We start from the raw sequence: 19,482 nt of genomic DNA on the forward strand, positions 1-19,482 counted from the left end.
CTCAACGCTCCCGCAACGCTTCGGACTGATACTCACGGATCGGGCTCAGCAGGTAATTGATCACCCGCCGCTCGCCGGTGCGGATCTCGCCGGTCACGCTCATGCCGGCCTGCAAGGGCATCCAGCCCTGCCCCGCGGCGATCGCCGCCCGTTCCAGGCGGATGCGGGTGGGGAACACCAGCCCCAACTGCTCATCCTTGATGGCATCCCCGGAGACATGGGCCACCGTGCCGCGCAAGGTGCCGTAGCGGGTATAGGGAAAGGCATCCACCTTGATCTCCACGGGCTGGCCGGCGCGAACGAAGCCCACGTCCTTGTTCAGCACCATGACCTCGGCATCCAGCTCGGCGCCCTCGGGGACGATCACCAGCAACTGCTGCGCCGCCTGCACAGCGCCGCCCAGGGTGTGCACCGCCAGTTGCTGGACCACCCCGTCCACCGGTGCCAGCAGGGTCTGCAGGCGCTGGCGATCACGGCCGCGAATCAGTTGCTGCTCCAGCACGGCGATGTCCTGCTGGCTGCGGTTGAGCACTTCATGCTGTTCACGCTGGGTGCGGGCCAGGAAGCTGTCGCGCTGCTCGCGGCGGTTGTTGGCCTGGGCCTTGAGCACTTGCAGCTCGGCCTGTTGCTGGGCCAGTGAACGCTCCACCTCCAGTTGCTCCTTTTCCTGCTCAAGCAATTCGACCAGGGGCATCAATTGCTCGGCGGCCATTGCCCGGCGCGCATGCAGCCGTTTGCGCACGTTGCTGGCCAGCTTGCCCAGGGCACTGATCTCGCTGCCCCGGGCACGCTGGCTGGCCTGATTGATGGCGATTTCGGCGTTGAGGCTGTCGAGGTTGGCGCTGATTTCCTTCCAGGTGCTGCGCAGCTGTTCCAGGGCCGCCTCGGCCTGCTCGGCGTCCAGGCCCGGCGGCGCCTGGTAGCTGAGCAGCGGCTGCGGGGTCAGCAGCGCCCGGGCCCGGGCCAGTTCCAGGCGCTTGAAGGCCAACTGCGCCCGCAGCTCGCTCAACTCGGCCTCGATGCCGATCGGGTTCAGCGCCACCAGCACCTCGCCGGCCTTGACCCGCTGGCCGTCGCGCACATGGATCGCCCGCACTTCGCCCGCCTCGTGAGCCTGGATCACCTTGGTGTAGCTGGAGACCATCAGGCGCCCGGCGGCGCTGGCATGGATGTCGAGAAAACCGAGGGTGGCCCAGCCCAGGGCCAGCACGATGCTGCAGATCAGCAGCAGCGCGGTGGCCCGGGCCCAGGGCGCCGGTGGACGCTCGACAATCTCCAGGTAGCCGGGCTGGAACTCGTATTCGTCGCGATTGCGCTTGAGCCGTGCCGGGGCTTCGCCCAGGCGCTGGCGGGCACGACGCAAGGCGGACAGCAATGAACCGAACATCATGCGTCCTCCTTGCGCAGCGCCTGTTGCAAGGCCCACAGCCGCGCGTAGCAACCGCCGTTGGCCAACAGTTGCTGATGGCTGCCCGATTCGCTGATGCGCCCCTGCTCCAGGGCGATGATCCGCTGGCAATGGCGCACCGCCGACAGGCGATGGGCAATGATGATCACCGTGCGGCCCAGGGCGATGCGCGCCATGTTGTCCTGGATCAGCGCCTGGGATTCGTCATCCAGGGCGCTGGTGGCTTCGTCGAAGATCAGCAGGCGCGGGTCGCCCATCAGCGCCCGGGCGATGGCGATGCGTTGTCGCTGGCCACCGGACAGCGAGCTGCCGGCTTCGGCCAATACCGTGTCGTAGCCCAGGGGCAGACGCAGGATGAAGTCGTGGGCCCCGGCCAGGCGCGCCGCATCGATCACGCTTTCCAGGGACGCCGTGGGATGGCGCAAGGCGATGTTGTGCCGCACGCTGCGGTTGAACAGGTAGTTTTCCTGCAGCACCACGCCGATCTGGCTGCGCAACCAGGCCGGCGGCAACTGCGCCAGGGGCACGCCATCGATCAGGATGCGCCCGGCATCCGGGGTGTAGAGCTTCTGCAACAGGCGGGTCAGGGTGCTCTTGCCCGAGCCGGACGGCCCGACGATGCCCAGGGTCTGCCCGGCGCCGATGTGCAGGTCCAGGCCGCGCAGCACCAGCGCCAGCTCCGGGCGGTAGCGGAAGGCCAACCGCTCGATGCGCACCTCGCCGCGCAACGGCTGCTGCGGGCGCTGATCGTCCTCGGCCTGTTCCACCGGCAGGTTGAGCATGTCCCCCAGCTTGTCCACCGACACTCGCACCCGCACGAACTGCTGCCAGACCTCGATCAGCTTGGCGATGGGCTGGCTGACGTGGGACAGCATCATGTTGAAGGCGATCAATTGGCCGATGGTCATCTGCAGCTCGATGACACGGCTCGCGCCCCAGCAGATCACCGCCACCGCGGTGACTTTCTGCAGCAGCGTCACGCTCTGGCTGATGGCGCTGCCCAGGGTCTGGCTGGCAAACCCGGCCTCGACCATTTCCGCGGTCTGGGATTCCCAGCGCCGCTGCATGCGTGGCTCCACCGCCAGGCTCTTGATGGTTTCGCTGCTGCTCACGCTTTCATTGAGAAAGGCGGTGTTGCGCGCCGCGCTCTGGAACTGGCGCTCGATGCGCTGCTCCAGCGGCCCGCTGCTGCACCAGGCCAGCAGCCCGTAGAGCGGCAGGGTCAGCAGCACCAGCAGGGTCAGGGGCCAGGAGATCCAGGCCATGACCGCGAAGAACACCAGGGTGAAGGCCACGTCCACGCACAGGGTCAGCAGGGAACCGGTGAGGAACTCGCGGATGCTGTCCAGCTCCTGGACCCGGGTGATGATCGCCCCCACCTGCCGCTGCTTGAAGTACAGCAGCGGCAGGCCCAGCAGATGGCGGAACAGCTTGACCCCCAGGCCAATGTCGATGCGGTTGGCGGTGTGCGCCGAGAGGTATTCGCGCAGGCCCTTGAGCAGCACCTCGAACAGCCCTACCAGCACCAGGGTCATCACCAGCACATCCAGGGTCGACAGCGCCCGGTGGACCATGACCTTGTCCATCACCGCCTGGAAGAACAGCGGCGTCGCCAGGGCCAGCACCTGCAGCAACAGCGAGCACAGCAGCACCTCGCCGAGGATCCGCCGGTGGCGCAGCAGCTCCGGAATGAACCAGGACAGGTCGAAGCGCAGGCCGCCCTGGCGCAGGCGGATCACCTCCCCGCTCCACTGTTCGGCCAACTGCCGGCGATCGAGCATGTCCGGGGTCGGCATTGAGGGGCGCTGCACCAGCGCCTGGGTGTCCGAGAGCCGCGCCAGCAGCCTGAAATCGCCGCACTGGCTGCGCCAGACCAGGGGCAGCATCTTCGGGGTCAGTCGGGCCAAGGCCAGGCGCTCCAGGCGCAGATCAACGCCGGCGTTGCGCCCATAGTCCCTGAGGGCCTGGCGCAGGTCCTGCGAGGGGGACGGGTCCCGGGATGGCGGCTGCGCCGTTGGCGCAACGCGCTCCCCGGTCAGTTGCAGCAGCAGATGGCAACAGGCCAAGGCCGAGTGAACGGCCGTACCGGCCGGGGATGAGGTGGCAGACAGCGTCGTCATAGCGGCGCGTCCGCTGAAGACAGGCTGCGGGAGGGTGCAATATTGACTGGCATAGACCGCTCGTTGCTGGCTCCGGGGAGCATGGAGGCACGAACGCAGTCTGAGCCAGCCAATTGCGAATGATAATCAGCAGTTTGATTAAAGCGTTTTAACTAAAACTTAAGGCTGTCGCGCAAATGCCCCGCAGGCCCGGGCCGCGCGTGCAGCGGGAACGGGGCCCGGGCAGGACAAGCCGGGGGGCGATGGATGTGACGCTGCCCACAACTGTGCAACCCGAGTGTCAGCGCCTGCCCGTCGCGGCCCTCACCGCTGGCGTCGGCCCTGAACGGTGATGGCGATCAGCGGTCAAAATAATCCGGCAAATCCGTCCATCTCTGCACATAACCCTCTAATCTTGGCGGCACGTTTTGCAGGTCGTTGCGGGTCGGTCTTTGCAGGTGTCGAATACGCAGCGTTAATCCGAGAGCATGAAATGCCACTGTTTGTTGAGTTACTGCCATGACTCAAGTGAGTCAATCGTTGCGCCAGTGGGGGGCGCTGATCCTGACGACGCTGCTCGCGGCGGTGGTCTGGATGCCCTCGGTGTCTGGCGCAGAGCCCCGTAGCGTCGACCTGTACTTTGCCGAAGCGCCGCCTTTATCGATGCTGGACCAGTCCGGCCTGCATGGCATCGTCGGCGACGTGACACTGAAAGCGGCGACCCGGGCCGGATATGCGCTGAACTTTGTGCAAGTGCCTTGGGCACGGGCCCAGCAAAGCGTGCGCAAGGGCGTCGACAAGCTGATCATTCCCCTGACCCGCACGCCGGAAAGAGAGGCCGATTACACCTGGATCGCGCCCATCATGACCATGGACCGAGCCTTCTTCAGCCTCCACAAGCGCGTGGAAACCCTGCAGCAGGCGCGGGAAACCTATGCCCGGATCGCCGTTGGCCGAGGCAGCGCCCAAGAGCAGAAGCTCCGGGCCGAAGGCTTCAGCGACAACCAGATCTATCCGTTTGAAATTGGCGAGAACCCGGCGCAATTGCTGCTGATGGGACGGGTCGACGCCTGGTTCAACGGCATTCCCGAAACCCAAAGCATCTGGCGCAAGGTGTCAACTCAACCGCTGCAGGTCAGTCCGGCCTTCATGAGCAGCGATCTGTACCTGGCCTGCTCCCGAGACTGCGACGCGGCCTTGGTGCGCAAGCTGAGCGCGGCGGTCGAGGCGCTGCGCAAGGACGGCTCGCTGGAGAGAATACGAAAATCCTACTTTGACGCGCCCTGACCCACGGCCGCCCTCTTCTCCCTTGAACCTGGCGCATGCCCGCAGAGTCGGTTTCCCAGTCCTGCCCGCTTCTGGCAACCGCCGCAGCGGGTGGTACGCCGGGGTGCAGCAGCGAATGGGCCGGGCCGACCCGGGTCGCCATCGGTGGGCACTTACGGCGCCCAGGTGGCGCTGAGCGTCAATTGCCAGGCCCTGCGCTTCGGTGCCATCGGCGCGCCGGCGCTGGCCTGCGTGCCGCTCAGCTTCCTCTGCTTCATTGCTTGCCGCGCATGCTGTTGCGCCATATGCGGTAGGTCCTGATCCCCGAACGCACCGAACCGAACAGCAACTGGCTGTCCATTTCCCGGGTCATCCCCGAGCGTTCCAGCATCGCCAGGAAAGTGCCGCGAGCACGGGCGATCGCGAAGTAGATGCCCTGGGCGGCCAGGGTCTCGCGGATTTCCCGCAGCACCGCGATGCCGCTGACATCGATATCGGTCACCGCCTCGGCATCGAACAGCACCACCTCGGCTTCACTCTCGCGCTGCACGGTGTCGAGCAGGCGCATCTTGAAGTAGTCGGCGTTGAAGAACAGGATCGCGTCGTCGAAGCGATACACCACCAGGCCGGGCACCGTGCGCGCTTGCGGGTATTGCCTGATATCCACCTGGCCTTCGATGCCCGGCATCCAGCCCAGCACCGCGTCGGTGGGTTGGTAGATGCTGTACAGCAGGCGCAGGATGGCCAGGGTCACGGCGAACATGATGCCCGGCAGCACGCCCAGCCCCAGCACGCTGACGGTGGTCAGCAGGCACAGCCAGAACTCGAAGCGGCTGAGCCGGTAGATTTGCTTCAGGGACTTGACGTCGAGCAAGCCCCAGCCCGCCATCAACAGCACCGCGCCCAGGGCCGGCTGCGGAATCCACGCCATGGGCGCGGTGAAAAACAGCAGAATCAGCGCGATCGCCAGGGCGGCGATGATGCCCACCAACTGGCTCTTGCCTCCGGCCATGTCATTGACCGCGGTACGCGAATCCGCGCCGCTGATGGCAAAGCCCTGGGAGGCGCCGGCCGCCAGGTTGCTCAGGCCCAGGGCGATGAACTCATGATTGGCGTTGATCGCGTAGCCATGGCGCGCGGCGAAGCTGCGGGCAGTGAGCATGGCGCTGCAAAAGCTCACGGTGGCGATGCCCAGCGCGTCGCGCAGCAGGCTCTTGCTTTCCTCCAGACTGGTCTTGGGCCAGGACAACTCGGGAATCCCGGCCGGCACATGCCCGAGGATCGCCACTCCGAGGCGGTCGAAGCCCAATAGCCCGGCCAGCAAGGTGAACAGCGCCACCGTCAGCAGCGCCGCCGGCAGCCGCGGGTAGCGTCGCGGCAGCCAGATCAGAAGGCCCAGGCTGGCCAGGCCAACGGCCAGGGTCAGGCCGTGGATCTCCCCCAGACGCTGGAGAAAGTCCGCCAGCCCGAGAATGAAGCCGTCGCCTTCGATCTTGAAGCCCACCACCTTGCCCATTTGCCCGGCGATCAGGCTCAGACCGATGCCGTTGAGGTAGCCGATGAGGATCGGCCGCGAGAAGAAGCTGGCGATAAAGCCCGCCCGGGCGATCCCGGCGGCGATCAGCATCAGGCCCACCAGCACGGTGACGATCATCGACAATTCGACGGTTCGCTGCAGATCGCCCATGGCCAAAGGCGCCACGGCCCCGCCGAGCATGGCGCAGGTGGCGGCATCGGGACCGACCATCAGTTGCCGCGAGCTGCCGATCAAGGCATAGACGACCATCGGCAGCACACAGGCGTACAGCCCGTACTGCGGCGGCAGGCCGACAATCTGTGCATAGGCGATGGCGATCGGGATCTGGATTGCCGCCACGGACAACCCGGCCCGCAGGTCGGCGCGGAACCATTCGCGGCGGTAGTGCAACAAGTTGGACAGGCCAGATAGACAGCGCGATAACGACATGCCGAGTCCTTTCGAAATAGTGCGTTGTATGTTTGGGCCGCGCTCTGGCGCCCCTCTATTGTTTGGCCAGGCGACGCGAGGGCGCGTATTCAAGCGAATCGAGCCGCTGATCGCCATGAGCTGGAGCAGCTTTTGCGTCGATCGAAGGGGTTATGTGCTTTCGCCAGTCATTTCACCCCCCCTAGGCAGGCTCCGTTTTTTATTGCCGACCACTGATACCGGGGTGCCAGCCCACGCCTCTGCTGCGCAGGCGCGGGCATGGGGTGCAGGAATACCTCGGACGCTCGCCGTTGCGCTGCGACCTGGCGATCAGTGAGGCCAATGGCGAACAGTTCAGCCTCGGCGCGCTGCTGGACGGTGACGCGGCGGCCGTGGCCAATGTGGGTGAGCCTTGGCAGATAGATCCTTGTTCATCACCCTTGCCCAGCGCCCCGCTGGCAGGTCGCGGGCTCTCCAGCCCGTGAAAGCACCGGGTGAGACGCTAGCGCTGGCCAGGGATCCAGGCCGGTGACTCAAAGGCCTCACGCCGCGGTGGGGAGTGGCGCCGGCCCTGCTCTGCCGAGCCTCAACGCGAGAGCATGAAGGTCTCGTACTCCAGGTCATCCAGCGCCGTCGACAACCGCGCCAGTCCCAGCAGCACGCAGACCAGCAGCGACAAGGTGAAGCCATAGCCGAAGTAGCTCGGCCCCAGGTGCAGGCTGAGCAGGGTCAACCCGGCGTTGAGGGCGACGAAGAACAGGCACAGTTCCAGCACGATCGCCCGTTTGTCGAGGTAGAAGAACACGTTGAGGATCGCCATGAACACCACCTGGATGCTCACCCCGATCAGGTCGATGTAGAACAGCGGCAGGTAGTAGCTGGACATCCCCAGCCACTCCAGCAGGCGCGGCCCGAAGAGAAACAGCAGGACCACGGTCAGGCCCTGGACCTTGCAGATTTCCAGCAGGCCCTGGCGGATCGAGAAGGTCATCTCGGCTTTCAGCGAACCGATGTGCTGCAGGGTTTCGCCGTCGCGCACGGCGCGAAACAGCCGGTCGTACCACTCGGCGAAGTCGGTTTCGATCCGCACCAGGAACACCGCCATGCCGGGAATGATCGCCAGGTAGGCGAGGAAGATCGGCAGGTCATACAGGATCGACGCCCGCAGCGGCCCGATCACCTGGCTGGAGGTGTCCGGGTTGAACCAGAAGATGAACTTGTCGATCCAGATCCCCAGGTTGTAGCAAAGCCCGGTCAGCAGCAGGCTGACAAACACCTGGCGGCGGTCGAGGAAGTCGAAGGCCACCAGCTTTTCCGCGCGGTACTCGCGCAGGATGTCGTACAGGAACAGGAACAGCAGCGAGCTGTGCCCCAGTAACAGCGCCAGCAGCAGCCCTTCCATGCCCATGTGCCGCAGGAAGAACGCGCTGCCCACCATCAGTGCGTAGCCCGCCAGCATCACCAGCAGGATGCGGTTATAGGCCTTCATCCCCGAGAGGAAGATGATCACCAGCCACAGATTGCACAGCACCACGAAGTTGGCCAGGGTCATCAGGCGGTAGATCAGCGGCTGGTCGAACAGGGTGACCAGCAGCAGGATGCCCAGCACGCCGGAGCCCAGGGTCACCAGCAACAGCACACCGATCAGGTTCGGCAGGATCTGCTCGTACTTGCGCTCGAACAGGCGGTCGGAGACGAAACGGGTGAAAAACAGCTGCAAGCCGCCGGTGAGGATCAGCGAGGTGGCCATCAGGTAGGTCACGGTGATCAGAAACTGGCGGATCAGCACCTCCGGCACCACCAGCCCGAGGCTGATCACCCCCACCAGCATCACGCTGAGAATCGACAGCACCCAGGGCCCGGAACTGATCAGGCCGGCGTAGACATAGGCATGCAGGGTCGCGGTGTAGGAGTCGCGGGAGAGAATCTTGCGCAGTTCGAAACCGATGCCGGCCATTTACCCAGCCTCCTTGTGTGTGGCGCCCATGGCGTTGTCATACAGCGTGCGATAGCGCTCGATCATCAGGGTTTCGCTGTAGTAGCGGTGCACCCGTGCCAGGCCGGCGGCCTGGGCCGACTGCCAGCGCTCGGGGCTGCGCAGCAGATCGATGATCGCCTGGGACGTGGCCTGGGGATCGGCGATCGCCACCACCTCCCCGGCCAGTCCCAGATCGCGGTCGGCCGCTGCGCCGCCCTCGATCAGCTCCCGGCAGGAGCCGACGTCGCTGCTGACCACCGGCGTGCCGGCGGCCCAGGCTTCGAGAATCACCAGCGGCTGGGCCTCGCTGATGGAGGTCAGGACCATCAGGCCCAGTTGCGGCAGGATGTCCTGGATTTTCTGGAAGCCGAGGAACAGCACCTTCTGCTCCAGGCCGAGACTGGCCACCAGGCTGCGACACTCGGCGACGTACTCCGGGTCTTCCTCTTCCGGGCCGACGATCCAGCCCTCCACCTGGGGCATGACGCTGACCACGCCGCGCATGGCCCGCAGGAAGGTCTTCACGTCCTTGATCGGCACCACCCGGCCGATCAGCCCGACCACCGGCGCGATGCCGGCGGCACGGGACTCAAGGGCCTGGGTCCAGAGCTGCAGGTTGATGCCGTTGGGAATCACCTGGGTGCGCTCCGGCGGCGCGCCGTCCTTGATCTGCCGTTGGCGATTGCCGTCGTACAGGGCAATGATCTGGTCGGCGCTCTCGTAGACCAGATGACCGATGCGCTCGAAAAAGCGCACCCAGAGCATGCGGATATAGCCCGAACCGCTGTCCATGCTGTCGTTGAGCGCCTGGTTGCTGCTTTCGGCGATCCAGCTGGCCTGGGCCAGGTCGATCTTGCGTTCCTTGGTGTAGATGCCGTGCTCGCTGAGCAGGAACTGGCAGCCCCACAGCTGCTTGAGCAGGCAGCCCACCAGCCCGGCGTAGCCGGTGGAAATCGAGTGCAGGACCCGGGCCCGCGGCATGCGCCGGGCCGCGGCGGCCAGCATCAGCAGCGGCGACTGCATGGTGCGCAGGGTCCAGAAGTAATTGACGAAGGACGGATCGGCGCAATGCTGCTCGTAGCCTTCGGTCAGCGCTTCCCAGCTGGGGCGGCTGTAGAGCACGTCGTCCAGGGTGATCCGCGCCTGGGCCAGGGAATCGAGCACGCGGATACCCAGCTCGGCGGGCGGTTTCTCCGGGTTGTGCAGGTATCGGTAAAGGTTGCTCAGTTCTTCCAGCGAGGCACTGTGGGCCACGCGCTTGTGCCTGGGGTTGCGCCACGCCTCCTCCAGGTAGACCTCCTCGATGTGCACCACGTTGGCCGGAATCTCATAGCGGCGCTGGCCATAGGCTTCACGCTGCCCCCCGATGAACAGCACGGAAAAGGTCAACTGCGGCAGGCCGAGGATCATCTGGTGGATCCAGCTGGAGACGCCACCGCGCACATAGGGCCAGGTGCCTTCGAGGAGCAGGCAGACATCGGCAATGGGGGTCGGGTCGACGGCGCTTTTCATGTCCAGGTCCTTACCAGCCCGGCAAAGGGCGGACGTTGCTGCATTTGCGGCGGCAGGCTCTTCAACAGCCCGGGAATCTCGGCATAGTTGCCACTTTCAAAGGCGATCTCGGCCTGGAACGGCAAGACCTTGCCCGGGTCCATGCCCGCCTCCTGGGCCTGGTGCATGTGCAGCCGGGCCTTGCCGATATCGCCGCGTTCAAGGGCGATGCGTCCGGCCAGCAACAGCAGTTCGCCGCCCTCGCCCGCCTGCAGCGCCAGTTCGGCATGTTCACCGGCCTGGCCCAGCACGTGCTGCTGCACGCTGCCCTGGGCCAGCCCCAGGTAAGCCAGCTCCCAGTACCAGCGCGCCAGGGTCGCGTGCAAGGCGCCGGCCTTCTTCGGCGCCGCACCGGGCAACTGCGCAAGCGACGCCTGGATCCGCTGGTTGATGTCGGTTTCCTGTTTGTCGAGCATCGAATACGCCAGCAGGCGCACATCGTCGCTGGGGTCGCCCAGGGCCAGCTTGAGAATCGGCACCGCTTCCTTGCCCGGCATCCTGCGGGTGGCGAGCAACGCCGCCAGGCGCTGGTCGGGGTCCGGGGCGTGGCGCAGCACATCCTGCAAGCCGCTGTCGCCAAAGGTCGGCGAATGCAACTGGGTCTGGGCGCGAAACGGCAGGTCGGGAATGCCCACCGCCTGCCACATCTGCACCTCGCGCTTGCGCGGCAGGTACAACGCCGGAAAGATCGCCGCGATCACCCCGACCGAACCCAGCAGCGGAACAAAGAACGCCAGGCTGAAAATGAACAGCGGGCTCCAGGGCAACGGCCGCCGATAACGCGCCGGCAGCAGCAGCCAGACCGCCGCGGTAAGCAGCGCGCAGGCGATGGCGTGACTCATTGCATACAGCAGCGCGACCTGCAGGTCGGGCAACTGCGCCGTCAGGCTGGCCCAGCTCCCGACCTCGAAAAACAGCGCTCCGCTAAACAGCCACTTGCTGATCATTCAGGCCACACTCGTTGTACAGAAAGTTACGCAGTCCATCCCGTTGCCGGGCCGACTCCAGGTCATAAGGCAACACCTTGACCCCCAGGCTCGCCAGTTCCACGCTCATGCCGAAGTGCTCGTGCACCAGCTTGCCCAGGCGCGCCAGATAACCCTGGGCACCCTCGCTGCTGGTCAGGGGCAGGAGCACCAGCAGCAGCCCGTGCCCGCGGTCGTTGACCAGGCTCAGGTGCAGGTCCAGTCCGCGCTGACTGCGTTCGAACAGCCGCGTCAGTTCGTCGTTGGGCTGGGTCAGTTCGAAGGCATAGAGGCAGCCGGACAGGCCGTGGCGCTCGACATCCACCAGCGAACGCTTGAGCTGGCGCGTGAACTGCTGACTGTCGGCGTCCTGCAGTTGCAACACCTGGGAATCGGCGTGCAGCAAGTCGGCGATGTGCCCGGCCAGCAGGGCCAGCAGGCTGAGGGTGCGTTCCTGGAAGGCGAAGAACGGCATCTGCCGCACCGCCAGTACCGCCAGCACCTGCCCCTGGGTGTCCACCAGCGGGATGCAGGCTTGCAACGACGACACCGAGGCTTGTCCGCCGCTGTCGAGCAGCTCTTCGCGCACGCTCACCAGCTCCTCGCGCTCCAGGCACAGGCGCACCAACAGGTCCTTGTCGTCCAGGGCGGGCATGGTGCCGATGGAGGCCAGCAGGCTCAGCTGGGGAGCCGCGCTGGCGCCCTGTTGCACCCGGTACAGCCCGGCGACCCGCAACGAACCGTACTGGCCCAGCAGGGTCAGCACCGGCTCGGCCAGCAGGGTCAGGGCATCGTCGCCATTGGGCGCCGCCCGCAGCCGCTCACGCAGCCCCAGCAACGAGCTGCGCAGGCTCTGGTCGCTGCCGGCCAGGCGCTGCTCCAGGCGATCGTGGGACACCCGCAGAATCTGATGGGCCCGGGTGAAGTCGTCGAGCCGGTACTGGCGATACTCGTTGGCCATCTGCAAGCGCAGCAGCCGCCGCTCCCACAGGTCGCGCACCTCGCCCACCAGCATGCCGCAGACCAGCACGCCGACGATGTAGGACGGTGCGATCTGGGCGTAGCCCGGCAGTCCGTTCTGACGCAGGACGAAAAATGCCGCCACCAGCAGGCTGGCGCTGATCAGACCGCGGACAAAGCCGTAGCGCACCCCCAGCAACAGCGGCGCCAGCACCGACCAGGGAAACTCGCCCTGCACCTGCAGCGGGTCCTGGGGCGCCAGCCACAGGCCGACGCCGATGACCAGGGCGGTCACCAGGAAGGTTTCCAGCCATGACGCCGGACCGCTGGCCCGGGGCGCCAGCGCGTAGTCCATGTGTGGAGAGTTCATGGCCGTCACTCGATCCGCAGGCCGCCGACCAGTTTGTCGAGGACCTTCTGCGCCGCACCGGCCAGGCTCTCGCGCGACCAGCCGGCACGGGCGCCGCTGTTGCTCCACAGCACCTTGCCCGTGCCCGCCTCGACGACCCGCAGGCTGATGCCCACTGCCGGTTCGCCGTCCAGGCCGTTCTTGTACTGCCACTCTTCGACACTGCCGGACACCACATAGTCGAGCTTCTGCTCGCGGGCCCAGTCCATGGCCCCGGCCAGACGTTCGCTATCGTCCAGCAGGGCCGGCTCGCCCTGCCCCGGCGCGCCGCTGTAGACCTGGGGTTGCAGGCCACGGCTGCTGAGCACGCTGAGCAGGATCTGCTCACTGCGCTCGCCGGCCTGGGGCGTCTGCGAATAGTTGACCAGCGGCAACACGCCCCAGCGGGCATTTTTCGACAGTTCCGGGCTGCTTTGACCGGTAAAGCTGGTGCACCCGGCCATCAGCAAGGCGGCCATCGCCAAACTCACGCAACGAAGGGATTGCATAAGGTTCACTCCTCTTTGAATTCCATGATCAGCGTCCAAAACGCACGCTGTAGCTGACACCTGCAGTGCCGCCGGATTTGCCGGTTCCGCCTTGCGGCGCCGACTGGTAACCGAAGGTCACTGCCAATTCGTCATCCCCTATCACCTCGGTGCCGATACCGGTACTGATGGCGTAGTTGATGGTGTTGTCGGTCCACTGCCAGCCGGAGCTGACGTCCACCAGCCAGGTGTACTGCCCGCGCGTGCGGTTCAGCGCCCCCGGGAAGCCGCGGCGCCAGGCGCTGCCGAAGAACAGCTGGCCATAGCGTTTTTGCAGCAGGGTCTGGCTGTTGATCTGGTTCGGGTCGTCGAGCTGGATGCCGGCCAGATCGATGCCTCCGCCCAGGGTATTGGCCAGGTTGGGCAGCGCCCGATTGTTCAGGCTGTTCTGCTGGTAGTCGATGCCGCTGCGCAGTTCCCAGTTCGGACCTTCGAACTGCAGGGTGTGGTCGAACTCGATCTTCAGTGCCTGACCGCTGCCCAGGTCATCGCCGCCGCGGGTCGAGAACCAGCGCTGGGCCAGGTTCCAGGACAGCTGGTCGCGGGCCGAGTAGCGATGCCGACCACCGACCCAGAGATCGTCCTGCTGGCCGAAGGCACGCATCAGGCCGCTGTCTTCGTTCTTGCGGTGCCAGTCGGCGCCCAGGTCCAGTTCGTTGCCGCTGTCCACCTGCCAGCTGCGACTGATGCCCAGGCCGTTGCGGTCATCGTCCTTGCGCAGGCTGCTGTCGAAAATCAGCTTGTAGTTGCCGTTCTCCACCTGACGCTGCAGGGTCAGCTCGGTATTGGTCTCGTTGCCCAGGCGCGCGGTATCGAGGGTGTCGCCGCTGTAGCGGCCCTGCTCCAGCACCAGCTTGGCGTACCAGTTGTCGTTGAGGTAACGCGCGGCGGTCAGCCGCGGGCCGTTGAACACCAGTCCGCCGTAGTCCTGGCGCTCCCAGGCCAGTTGCACGCCCTGGGGCGTGCGCTCGGTCATCTCGATGGTCTGGCGCCGCAGTTGCTCACGCAGGGATGCCGGTTGGTCGTCACCCAGCGCCGACAGCCCGGTGGCCAACGCTTCGCCGCCGCGCCCGAGGCTGTTCAGGGCCTCGACCTGCTGCGCCGGATCAAGGCTGCCGCCGGCCACCAGACGCTCCAGGGCCTGGCGGTTACTGCCGCGCAAGGCTTCCTGGATCTGTTCGTAGCTGCTGATCTTCAGGCCCCGGCTGCGGGCCCAGGCCAGCCACTCGTCCTTCTGCGCCGACTGATTGAGGTCATCCAGGCGCGCAAGGAACTGATCGAACCACAGCTGCAGCATCGGCTTGGAACCGTCCTGCCATTGCATGGCCTTGTTCTGCGCCTTGCGCGACGAATAGCTGCTGGCCAGCAGGCGCAGCCAGGTGGCATAGCCCTGTGGCGTGGCGCGGATCTGCTCCGCGGTCACCTGGCGATCGAGCTTGAGCCGCAGGCGCTGGGCCGAGTCGGCGTAACCTGCACTTTCCAGGGCATCGGCATAGGCAGCCTGGACCATCCAGTCCTGCGAGTTGCCCTGCAGGTACAGGCGATACCAGGCCAGGGCCTCGGTATTGCGCCCCACCAGCTGGCTGGCGGCGGCAAATGGCAGCCACAAGGTGCTGTCGCTGCGGGCCAGGGAGCGCCATTGCTGCAACAGCGGCTTGATCTCGGCACTGCGCCCCAGGTCGACATACAGCCACAGCAGGCGTTCGCGGAAGGTGTTGTCATCCGGGAACCGGCTCAAGCCCAGGCGATACAGGCGCAACGCCTCGTCGCTGTTGCCCTGCTGCACCGCCAGGGCGCCGCGGGCGGCCAGCACCTGGGACTGATCGGCAGCGTCCGGGTACTGCTCGGCTTCCTTGAGCAGGTCGACCACCAGCGGCCAGTCCTGAAGCTCCTGGGCCAGTTGCAGGGCGGCCACCAGACGCTGGGGATTGTGCCCCTGGCGCCAGCTGTCGACGGTCAACTGCAGGGCCTTGCGTGGATCGCGGGTGCGATACAGGGCGATCAGCTGACTCTCGTCACCGCTGTTGAGCGAGCCCTTGATCGCCAGCATCCTCTCCAGCGCCAGCTGCAGCTCATCGTCCAGCTCCAGGTCCCAAGCCAGGGAGGCGCGGGACTGCCAGTAGTTGAGGTCGTCGATCTTGTTGCCATCGACCGCGGTGATCACCTTCCACGCCGACTGGCTGTCAAACAGCTTGAGGTAGTTGTTGGCCCAGTCCACCCGTTCGGTGCTGGTCAGCGGATACCGCTTGGCGAAGTTCTTCCAGACAGCCAGGCGCTCCGGGTACTGCTCGGTGTTTTCCAGGTTCTGCAACAGACGTACCCAGGCCAGCCGGTGCTTGGGGTACTTGGCGACGTAGCGGCGCAGCCATGCTTCCGCCCGCTCGGGGGTGCCGCGGGACTCTTCGGCGTACACCAGGGCGTCGAGCTCGACGTTACTCAGGGCCCGGGTGTCCATGATCCCGGCCAGCAACGGAATGCCACGGTCGAAGTCGTAGGTCTGCATGGCCAGGCGCCAGGTGTGTTCGAACTGCGCCGGGTCGTGACGCAGCTTGCTCAGGCTGATCCAGTAGCCCAGCGCCGAGGCCGAATCGCCCTGCCACTCGGCGAGATGGGCCATCTGCTCCAGCAGTGCCGGATCCTCCGGGCGCAGTTCCAGCAGTTGCACGCCTACCGCATGGGCGCCGTTGAGGTCGCCGAAGGCCAGGCGCTGCTTGAACTCCTTGGCCAGGACCTCCGGGCTGTCGGGCTGCAACTTGCGCCAGGCGCTGAAGAACTGCTCGGCCAGGTCCGCACGGTTGTGGGCAATCGCCACATCGACGCCCTGGTCCAGCAGTCCGGCATCGAATTCAGCCTCGGGCTGGGCCGCCAGTTCCCGGGCCAGCAGCTCGGCGGCCTGATCGCCACGATCCGCCGCCACCAGGGTGGTGAAGGCTTGCTGCAGGAGCTGGCGGCGCACGTCGGGGGCCTGGCTGGCATCGAGCAGTTGCACATAAAGGTCGGCGGCGCGTCCGGGCTGTTCGCTGGCCTGGTACCAGCGCGCCGCCTCGGGCAGCCAGTGCTGACCCTGCTTGGGATCGCGACGCGCCAGCTCGGCGTAGGCATCCGCTGCCAGCCCCGGGGCCTGGGCCGCCAGGGCCAGGGAAGCCAGGCGCTCCAGCTGCGGGCTGGGCAAGGAACGGTAATCGAAGGCCTTGAAGCGCTCGGCCAGGGCCTGCAACGCGGCGCTGTCGGTGCTGTTGTTCAGCGCCAGGGCATCGAGCTGCAAACGGTAGTAGGCCTTGAGCGCCGGGTCGGGTTGCGGCCGCTCGGCCAGGTGTTTTTCCGCCTTGGGGTAGTCGCCCAGCTGGATCAGCAGATCCAGCAGCTGGGTGCGCAATTCGCTGTTTTCCGGGTGCGCGGCCAGCAGCACTTCGGCATAGCTGGCGGACACCTCGTCCGGTTGCCCGCCCTTGGGCCGGAAGGCGTCTTCGTTGCGATAGGTCGCCCACAGCAGCACGCCGACGGCAATCGCCACCAGCAGCAAGGCCCAGGGATTGAGCAGCCGCGCCCGCGGGGCCTTGTCAGTTGCAGAAGAGTTGGCCATCACTCACCTGCTTCAAAGGAAGTTGGAAATGCCACAGGCCCTGTTCGGACTTGCCGGCGTAACGTTGCCCCTGGACCTCGACCCGGCAGGCGCTGGCCGACCGCACCGAGAACTCCAGGTTGAACTGGCCGGCAAAGGAGAACGTCACTTGCCGGTCATTCACATAACGCCAGTCGCGCAGGGGAATGTTCGCCAGCTCCAGGGCCGGACGCGGATCACGCTCGGGACGCAGGGCCAGCAACGGATGATCGCTGCTCAAGGCCACATAGCGCCCCTGGGGCAGATCACGGACCCCGGCCACGCCTCGGGAGCGACCCAGATCCGGCCAGCCGAGCTCAGGGTCCAGGCGCAGGGTGCGCAAGCCATCCAGGCCGCGCACCTGCCAGTCGCCTTCGGCGGTACGGGCCAGGCTGGCCTGGTACAGACCGTGGACCCGGTCCAGGTAGTCGCTCATCCACAAGGACAGCGGCTGCTGGCCACGCATGAACCGGTAGATGTCGGTCATGGCCTTGATCGAGGCCTGCTTGGTGCCCGAATAGAAGTGGTAGTACAGGTGAATGCCGCGCAGGCGCCGCGGGCTGTCGGTCAGCTCGAAGGTGTCGATCACATCGCGGAAACCGTAGTACGGGCCCTTCCAGAGGTTGGTGTACATGTTCTCGTTGATCACCGGCGCGTAGTACTGCAGGCCGCCTTCAGTGGGACGCAGCAAGGGATAGAGGCCGGTCAGCGACGGGTTGGCCTTGGTCAGGATGGTCTGTCCGCCGTTGACGTTTTTCAGCCCGGCGGCGTAGGCCATCTTGATGGTGTCGGCGCTGGGCAGCGCGTCCCCCGGCCAGAAGATCAGCTTCACCGGCTTCTGCGCGGTGGTCAGGCGGCTGTTGATGTAGTCCCGCGAGCCGTAGATCTCGCGCTTGTAGTCCAGGGTCTTGTACCCCGGGATGTTCAGGCGCAGGCCGTATTCGGCGTGGAAGTCCTCGTCCTTCTTGGCCTTGTCCGGCTGCATGTAGAACGGGTGGCTGTAGGTGTGGGTGGCCACCTCGACCTTGGGATCGGCAAAGATCTCCTGGGCGATCGGCTCCAGTTCCCGGGCGAGGAACGGCGACATGCCCTTGGGCCCGATCTCCCCTTCGATGATCGACACCGAGGTCAGGTACGGGTTGGGCCGGATGTAGTCATCCAGCACCTGGCGCCCGGAATACGGGGTGCCGCGCACTTCGGCGTGGGACGGAAAGCCGTCGCCGTCGATGTGCACCGTGGCGATCCGCCGGCCGTTCTCGGTGGTGGTGTCCGGGCGCGGTTGCGCCGGCAGGCGCAGGGCCTTCTGGATAAAGGCGAACGGGTCGAGCATCCAGCGGCTGCGCTCGACATTGGCCTCCACCACATAAGGGGCCAGGGCCATGCCGCCCCAGGTGCCGATGACCACGGGGGCATATTTGCCGCCCTTGTCGTCCCCCAGCAGCAAGGCCGGTTTCGGTCCGTCGGGCAGCAGCGTGACCCGGGTCAGTTCACGGGTCCGCGCCACCACCGGTGCTTCAAAGGCACCGATCAGGCTCTTGTCCTGGCTCAGCACCTGCAGGTTTCCACGGGTTCCCGGCGCCGCCAGGCCCAGTCCCAGGCGCTTGAGCAGTGCACGGTCTTCGATCGGCAGGCCGGCCATGATGGCCAGCGGCACCTGTTCGTCCAGGCGCTGGCCGATCCAGTGGCTGAAGGCGCGGCTGTCCTGGGGCGGGCCGCTGGTCATCCACACCACCACCCCGGCGTACAGCCCGGCGAAGCTGTAGGACGGCAGGCTGTCGTCGGCCGGCAGGTAGTCCACGCGGTAACCCAGGTATTCCAGCAGGCCGCCGAGCATCCGATGCCCGGCGTGATCGTAGAGTTCGCCTTCACGCGGGTCGTAGAGCATGGCGATGCGCCGCGGCTGCACTTCCACGGTGCTCAGGCCGATGGCGTTGAGGTCCGGGGTGGTGACCACCGGGATAAAGCCTTCCTGACTCAGTTGGCGGGCCAGCTTGCGCGCTTCTTCGCGGCGGTTGGGTGGCAAGTAGTCGATGGCCACCAGGGGAATGTTTTTGGCCCGCAGTGGCTTGAGTTCACCTTCGAGCCAGTTGCGATCGGACTCGGAAACCGGCCGATAACGCTTGGCCGCGGCATCCCAGCCGGCATGGATCGATTCGACGGCCACGGCCGCGGCCACGCCGTCCAGCTCCCCCAGCACCTCGAAGCCACGGTTGAAGAACAGCTTGAGGTTGGGCAGACGGCTGTGCAGCTCCCGCAGGAACGAGGCCAGGGCCTGGCGTTGCGCTTCGCGCTGGGCTTCAGGCAGCAGCTGGAAACTGTCCAGGGTATCGAGGAACAGGCCGGCATAGCCCTGGTCCTGCAAGGCCTTGGCGCGCTTGAACAGGTGTTCGCGCCAGGCCGGGGTGGCGATGTCCATCACCTGGCTGTCCCAGGCCTTGTTGCGGATGGCGCTGGCGCCCTGGGTCAGGGCCTGCTTGTCCAGTGCCGCGCGGTCACCGTCGAACTCGCCCACCGACAGGTAGGCGAACGGCTGGCTGCCCAGCTTGCGCAAGGTGGCGACATCCGCAGTGCTCATATGACCGGGCTCGACCACCGCCCACTCGTACTGCGCCAACTCCTCCAGCGGAGGTCGTTCGGCGTACCAGAAGCCGACGCTGGCAGGCGCCGCCGGCGCGGCCTGTACCAGCGAAGGGGTTGCACACAAGGCCAATGCGGTAAACAGGCGCCGAACCATGTTGAAGACACGCCCCCTGCGAAACTCGATGTCCATAAC

At 66.0% G+C, this 19,482-nt stretch carries 12 protein-coding genes; 2 read left to right on the top strand and 10 right to left on the bottom strand.

The features are described 5' to 3' along the window. Position 1: 1 nt before the first annotated feature. Positions 2-1,390 (bottom strand): HlyD family type I secretion periplasmic adaptor subunit, encoded by a 1,389-nt coding sequence (locus tag L1O02_RS15905; protein WP_108543666.1) that lies wholly within the window; start codon positions 1,388-1,390, stop codon positions 2-4. After that, positions 1,387-3,528 (bottom strand): type I secretion system permease/ATPase, encoded by a 2,142-nt coding sequence (locus L1O02_RS15910; protein WP_129406080.1) that lies wholly within the window; start codon positions 3,526-3,528, stop codon positions 1,387-1,389. Before L1O02_RS15910 ends, L1O02_RS15905 begins: the two co-directional genes overlap by 4 nt. Positions 3,529-4,026: 498 nt before the next feature. On the opposite strand from L1O02_RS15910, the gene L1O02_RS15915 reads away from it, so the two are divergent. After that, positions 4,027-4,794 carry a transporter substrate-binding domain-containing protein gene (locus L1O02_RS15915; protein WP_060839230.1) on the top strand — a complete coding sequence of 256 codons (768 nt, stop codon included), beginning with the start codon at positions 4,027-4,029 and terminating at the stop codon, positions 4,792-4,794. 253 nt (positions 4,795-5,047) lie between these two features. Here the strand turns inward: L1O02_RS15915 and L1O02_RS15920 are convergent, their stop codons facing one another. Then, positions 5,048-6,739 (bottom strand): SulP family inorganic anion transporter, encoded by a 1,692-nt coding sequence (locus L1O02_RS15920; RefSeq protein ID WP_060839229.1) that lies wholly within the window; start codon positions 6,737-6,739, stop codon positions 5,048-5,050. A gap of 263 nt (positions 6,740-7,002) precedes the next feature. Between L1O02_RS15920 and L1O02_RS15925 the strand changes: the two genes are divergently transcribed. Further along, positions 7,003-7,203 (top strand): hypothetical protein, encoded by a 201-nt coding sequence (locus tag L1O02_RS15925; RefSeq protein ID WP_235758259.1) that lies wholly within the window; start codon positions 7,003-7,005, stop codon positions 7,201-7,203. Positions 7,204-7,304: 101 nt separating this feature from the next. Here L1O02_RS15925 and pelG read toward each other — a convergent pair whose 3' ends face one another. Genes pelG through L1O02_RS15960 form a run of 7 tightly spaced genes read right to left on the bottom strand, consistent with a single transcriptional unit; the run spans position 7,305 to position 19,479 of the window. Then, complete coding sequence (gene pelG / locus L1O02_RS15930; RefSeq protein ID WP_060839227.1) at positions 7,305-8,675, bottom strand: exopolysaccharide Pel transporter PelG; 1,371 nt, start codon at positions 8,673-8,675, stop codon at positions 7,305-7,307. Further along, positions 8,676-10,208 (bottom strand): GT4 family glycosyltransferase PelF, encoded by a 1,533-nt coding sequence (pelF, locus tag L1O02_RS15935; RefSeq protein ID WP_060839226.1) that lies wholly within the window; start codon positions 10,206-10,208, stop codon positions 8,676-8,678. Further along, entirely contained in the window at positions 10,205-11,194 is a 990-nt protein-coding gene (locus tag L1O02_RS15940) for a HEAT repeat domain-containing protein (RefSeq protein ID WP_060839225.1), read from the bottom strand. Before L1O02_RS15940 ends, pelF begins: the two co-directional genes overlap by 4 nt. Next, positions 11,172-12,542, bottom strand: a complete 1,371-nt coding sequence (locus L1O02_RS15945) for a PelD GGDEF domain-containing protein (RefSeq protein WP_060839224.1) — start codon at positions 12,540-12,542, stop codon at positions 11,172-11,174. Before L1O02_RS15945 ends, L1O02_RS15940 begins: the two co-directional genes overlap by 23 nt. A 5-nt stretch (positions 12,543-12,547) precedes the next feature. Continuing rightward, positions 12,548-13,069: a hypothetical protein gene (locus tag L1O02_RS15950; RefSeq protein WP_060839223.1), complete on the bottom strand. Its 522-nt coding sequence runs from the start codon at positions 13,067-13,069 to the stop codon at positions 12,548-12,550. Positions 13,070-13,097: 28 nt separating this feature from the next. Next, complete coding sequence (locus L1O02_RS15955; protein WP_235758261.1) at positions 13,098-16,691, bottom strand: tetratricopeptide repeat protein; 3,594 nt, start codon at positions 16,689-16,691, stop codon at positions 13,098-13,100. Further along, on the bottom strand, positions 16,669-19,479 hold the full coding sequence (locus tag L1O02_RS15960) for a bifunctional glycoside hydrolase 114/ polysaccharide deacetylase family protein (RefSeq protein WP_060839221.1): 2,811 nt from the start codon (positions 19,477-19,479) through the stop codon (positions 16,669-16,671). Before L1O02_RS15960 ends, L1O02_RS15955 begins: the two co-directional genes overlap by 23 nt. Positions 19,480-19,482 lie beyond the last annotated feature (3 nt).

It is taken from the genome of Pseudomonas sp. BC42 (assembly GCF_021560055.1).
GTDB lineage: Bacteria > Pseudomonadota > Gammaproteobacteria > Pseudomonadales > Pseudomonadaceae > Aquipseudomonas.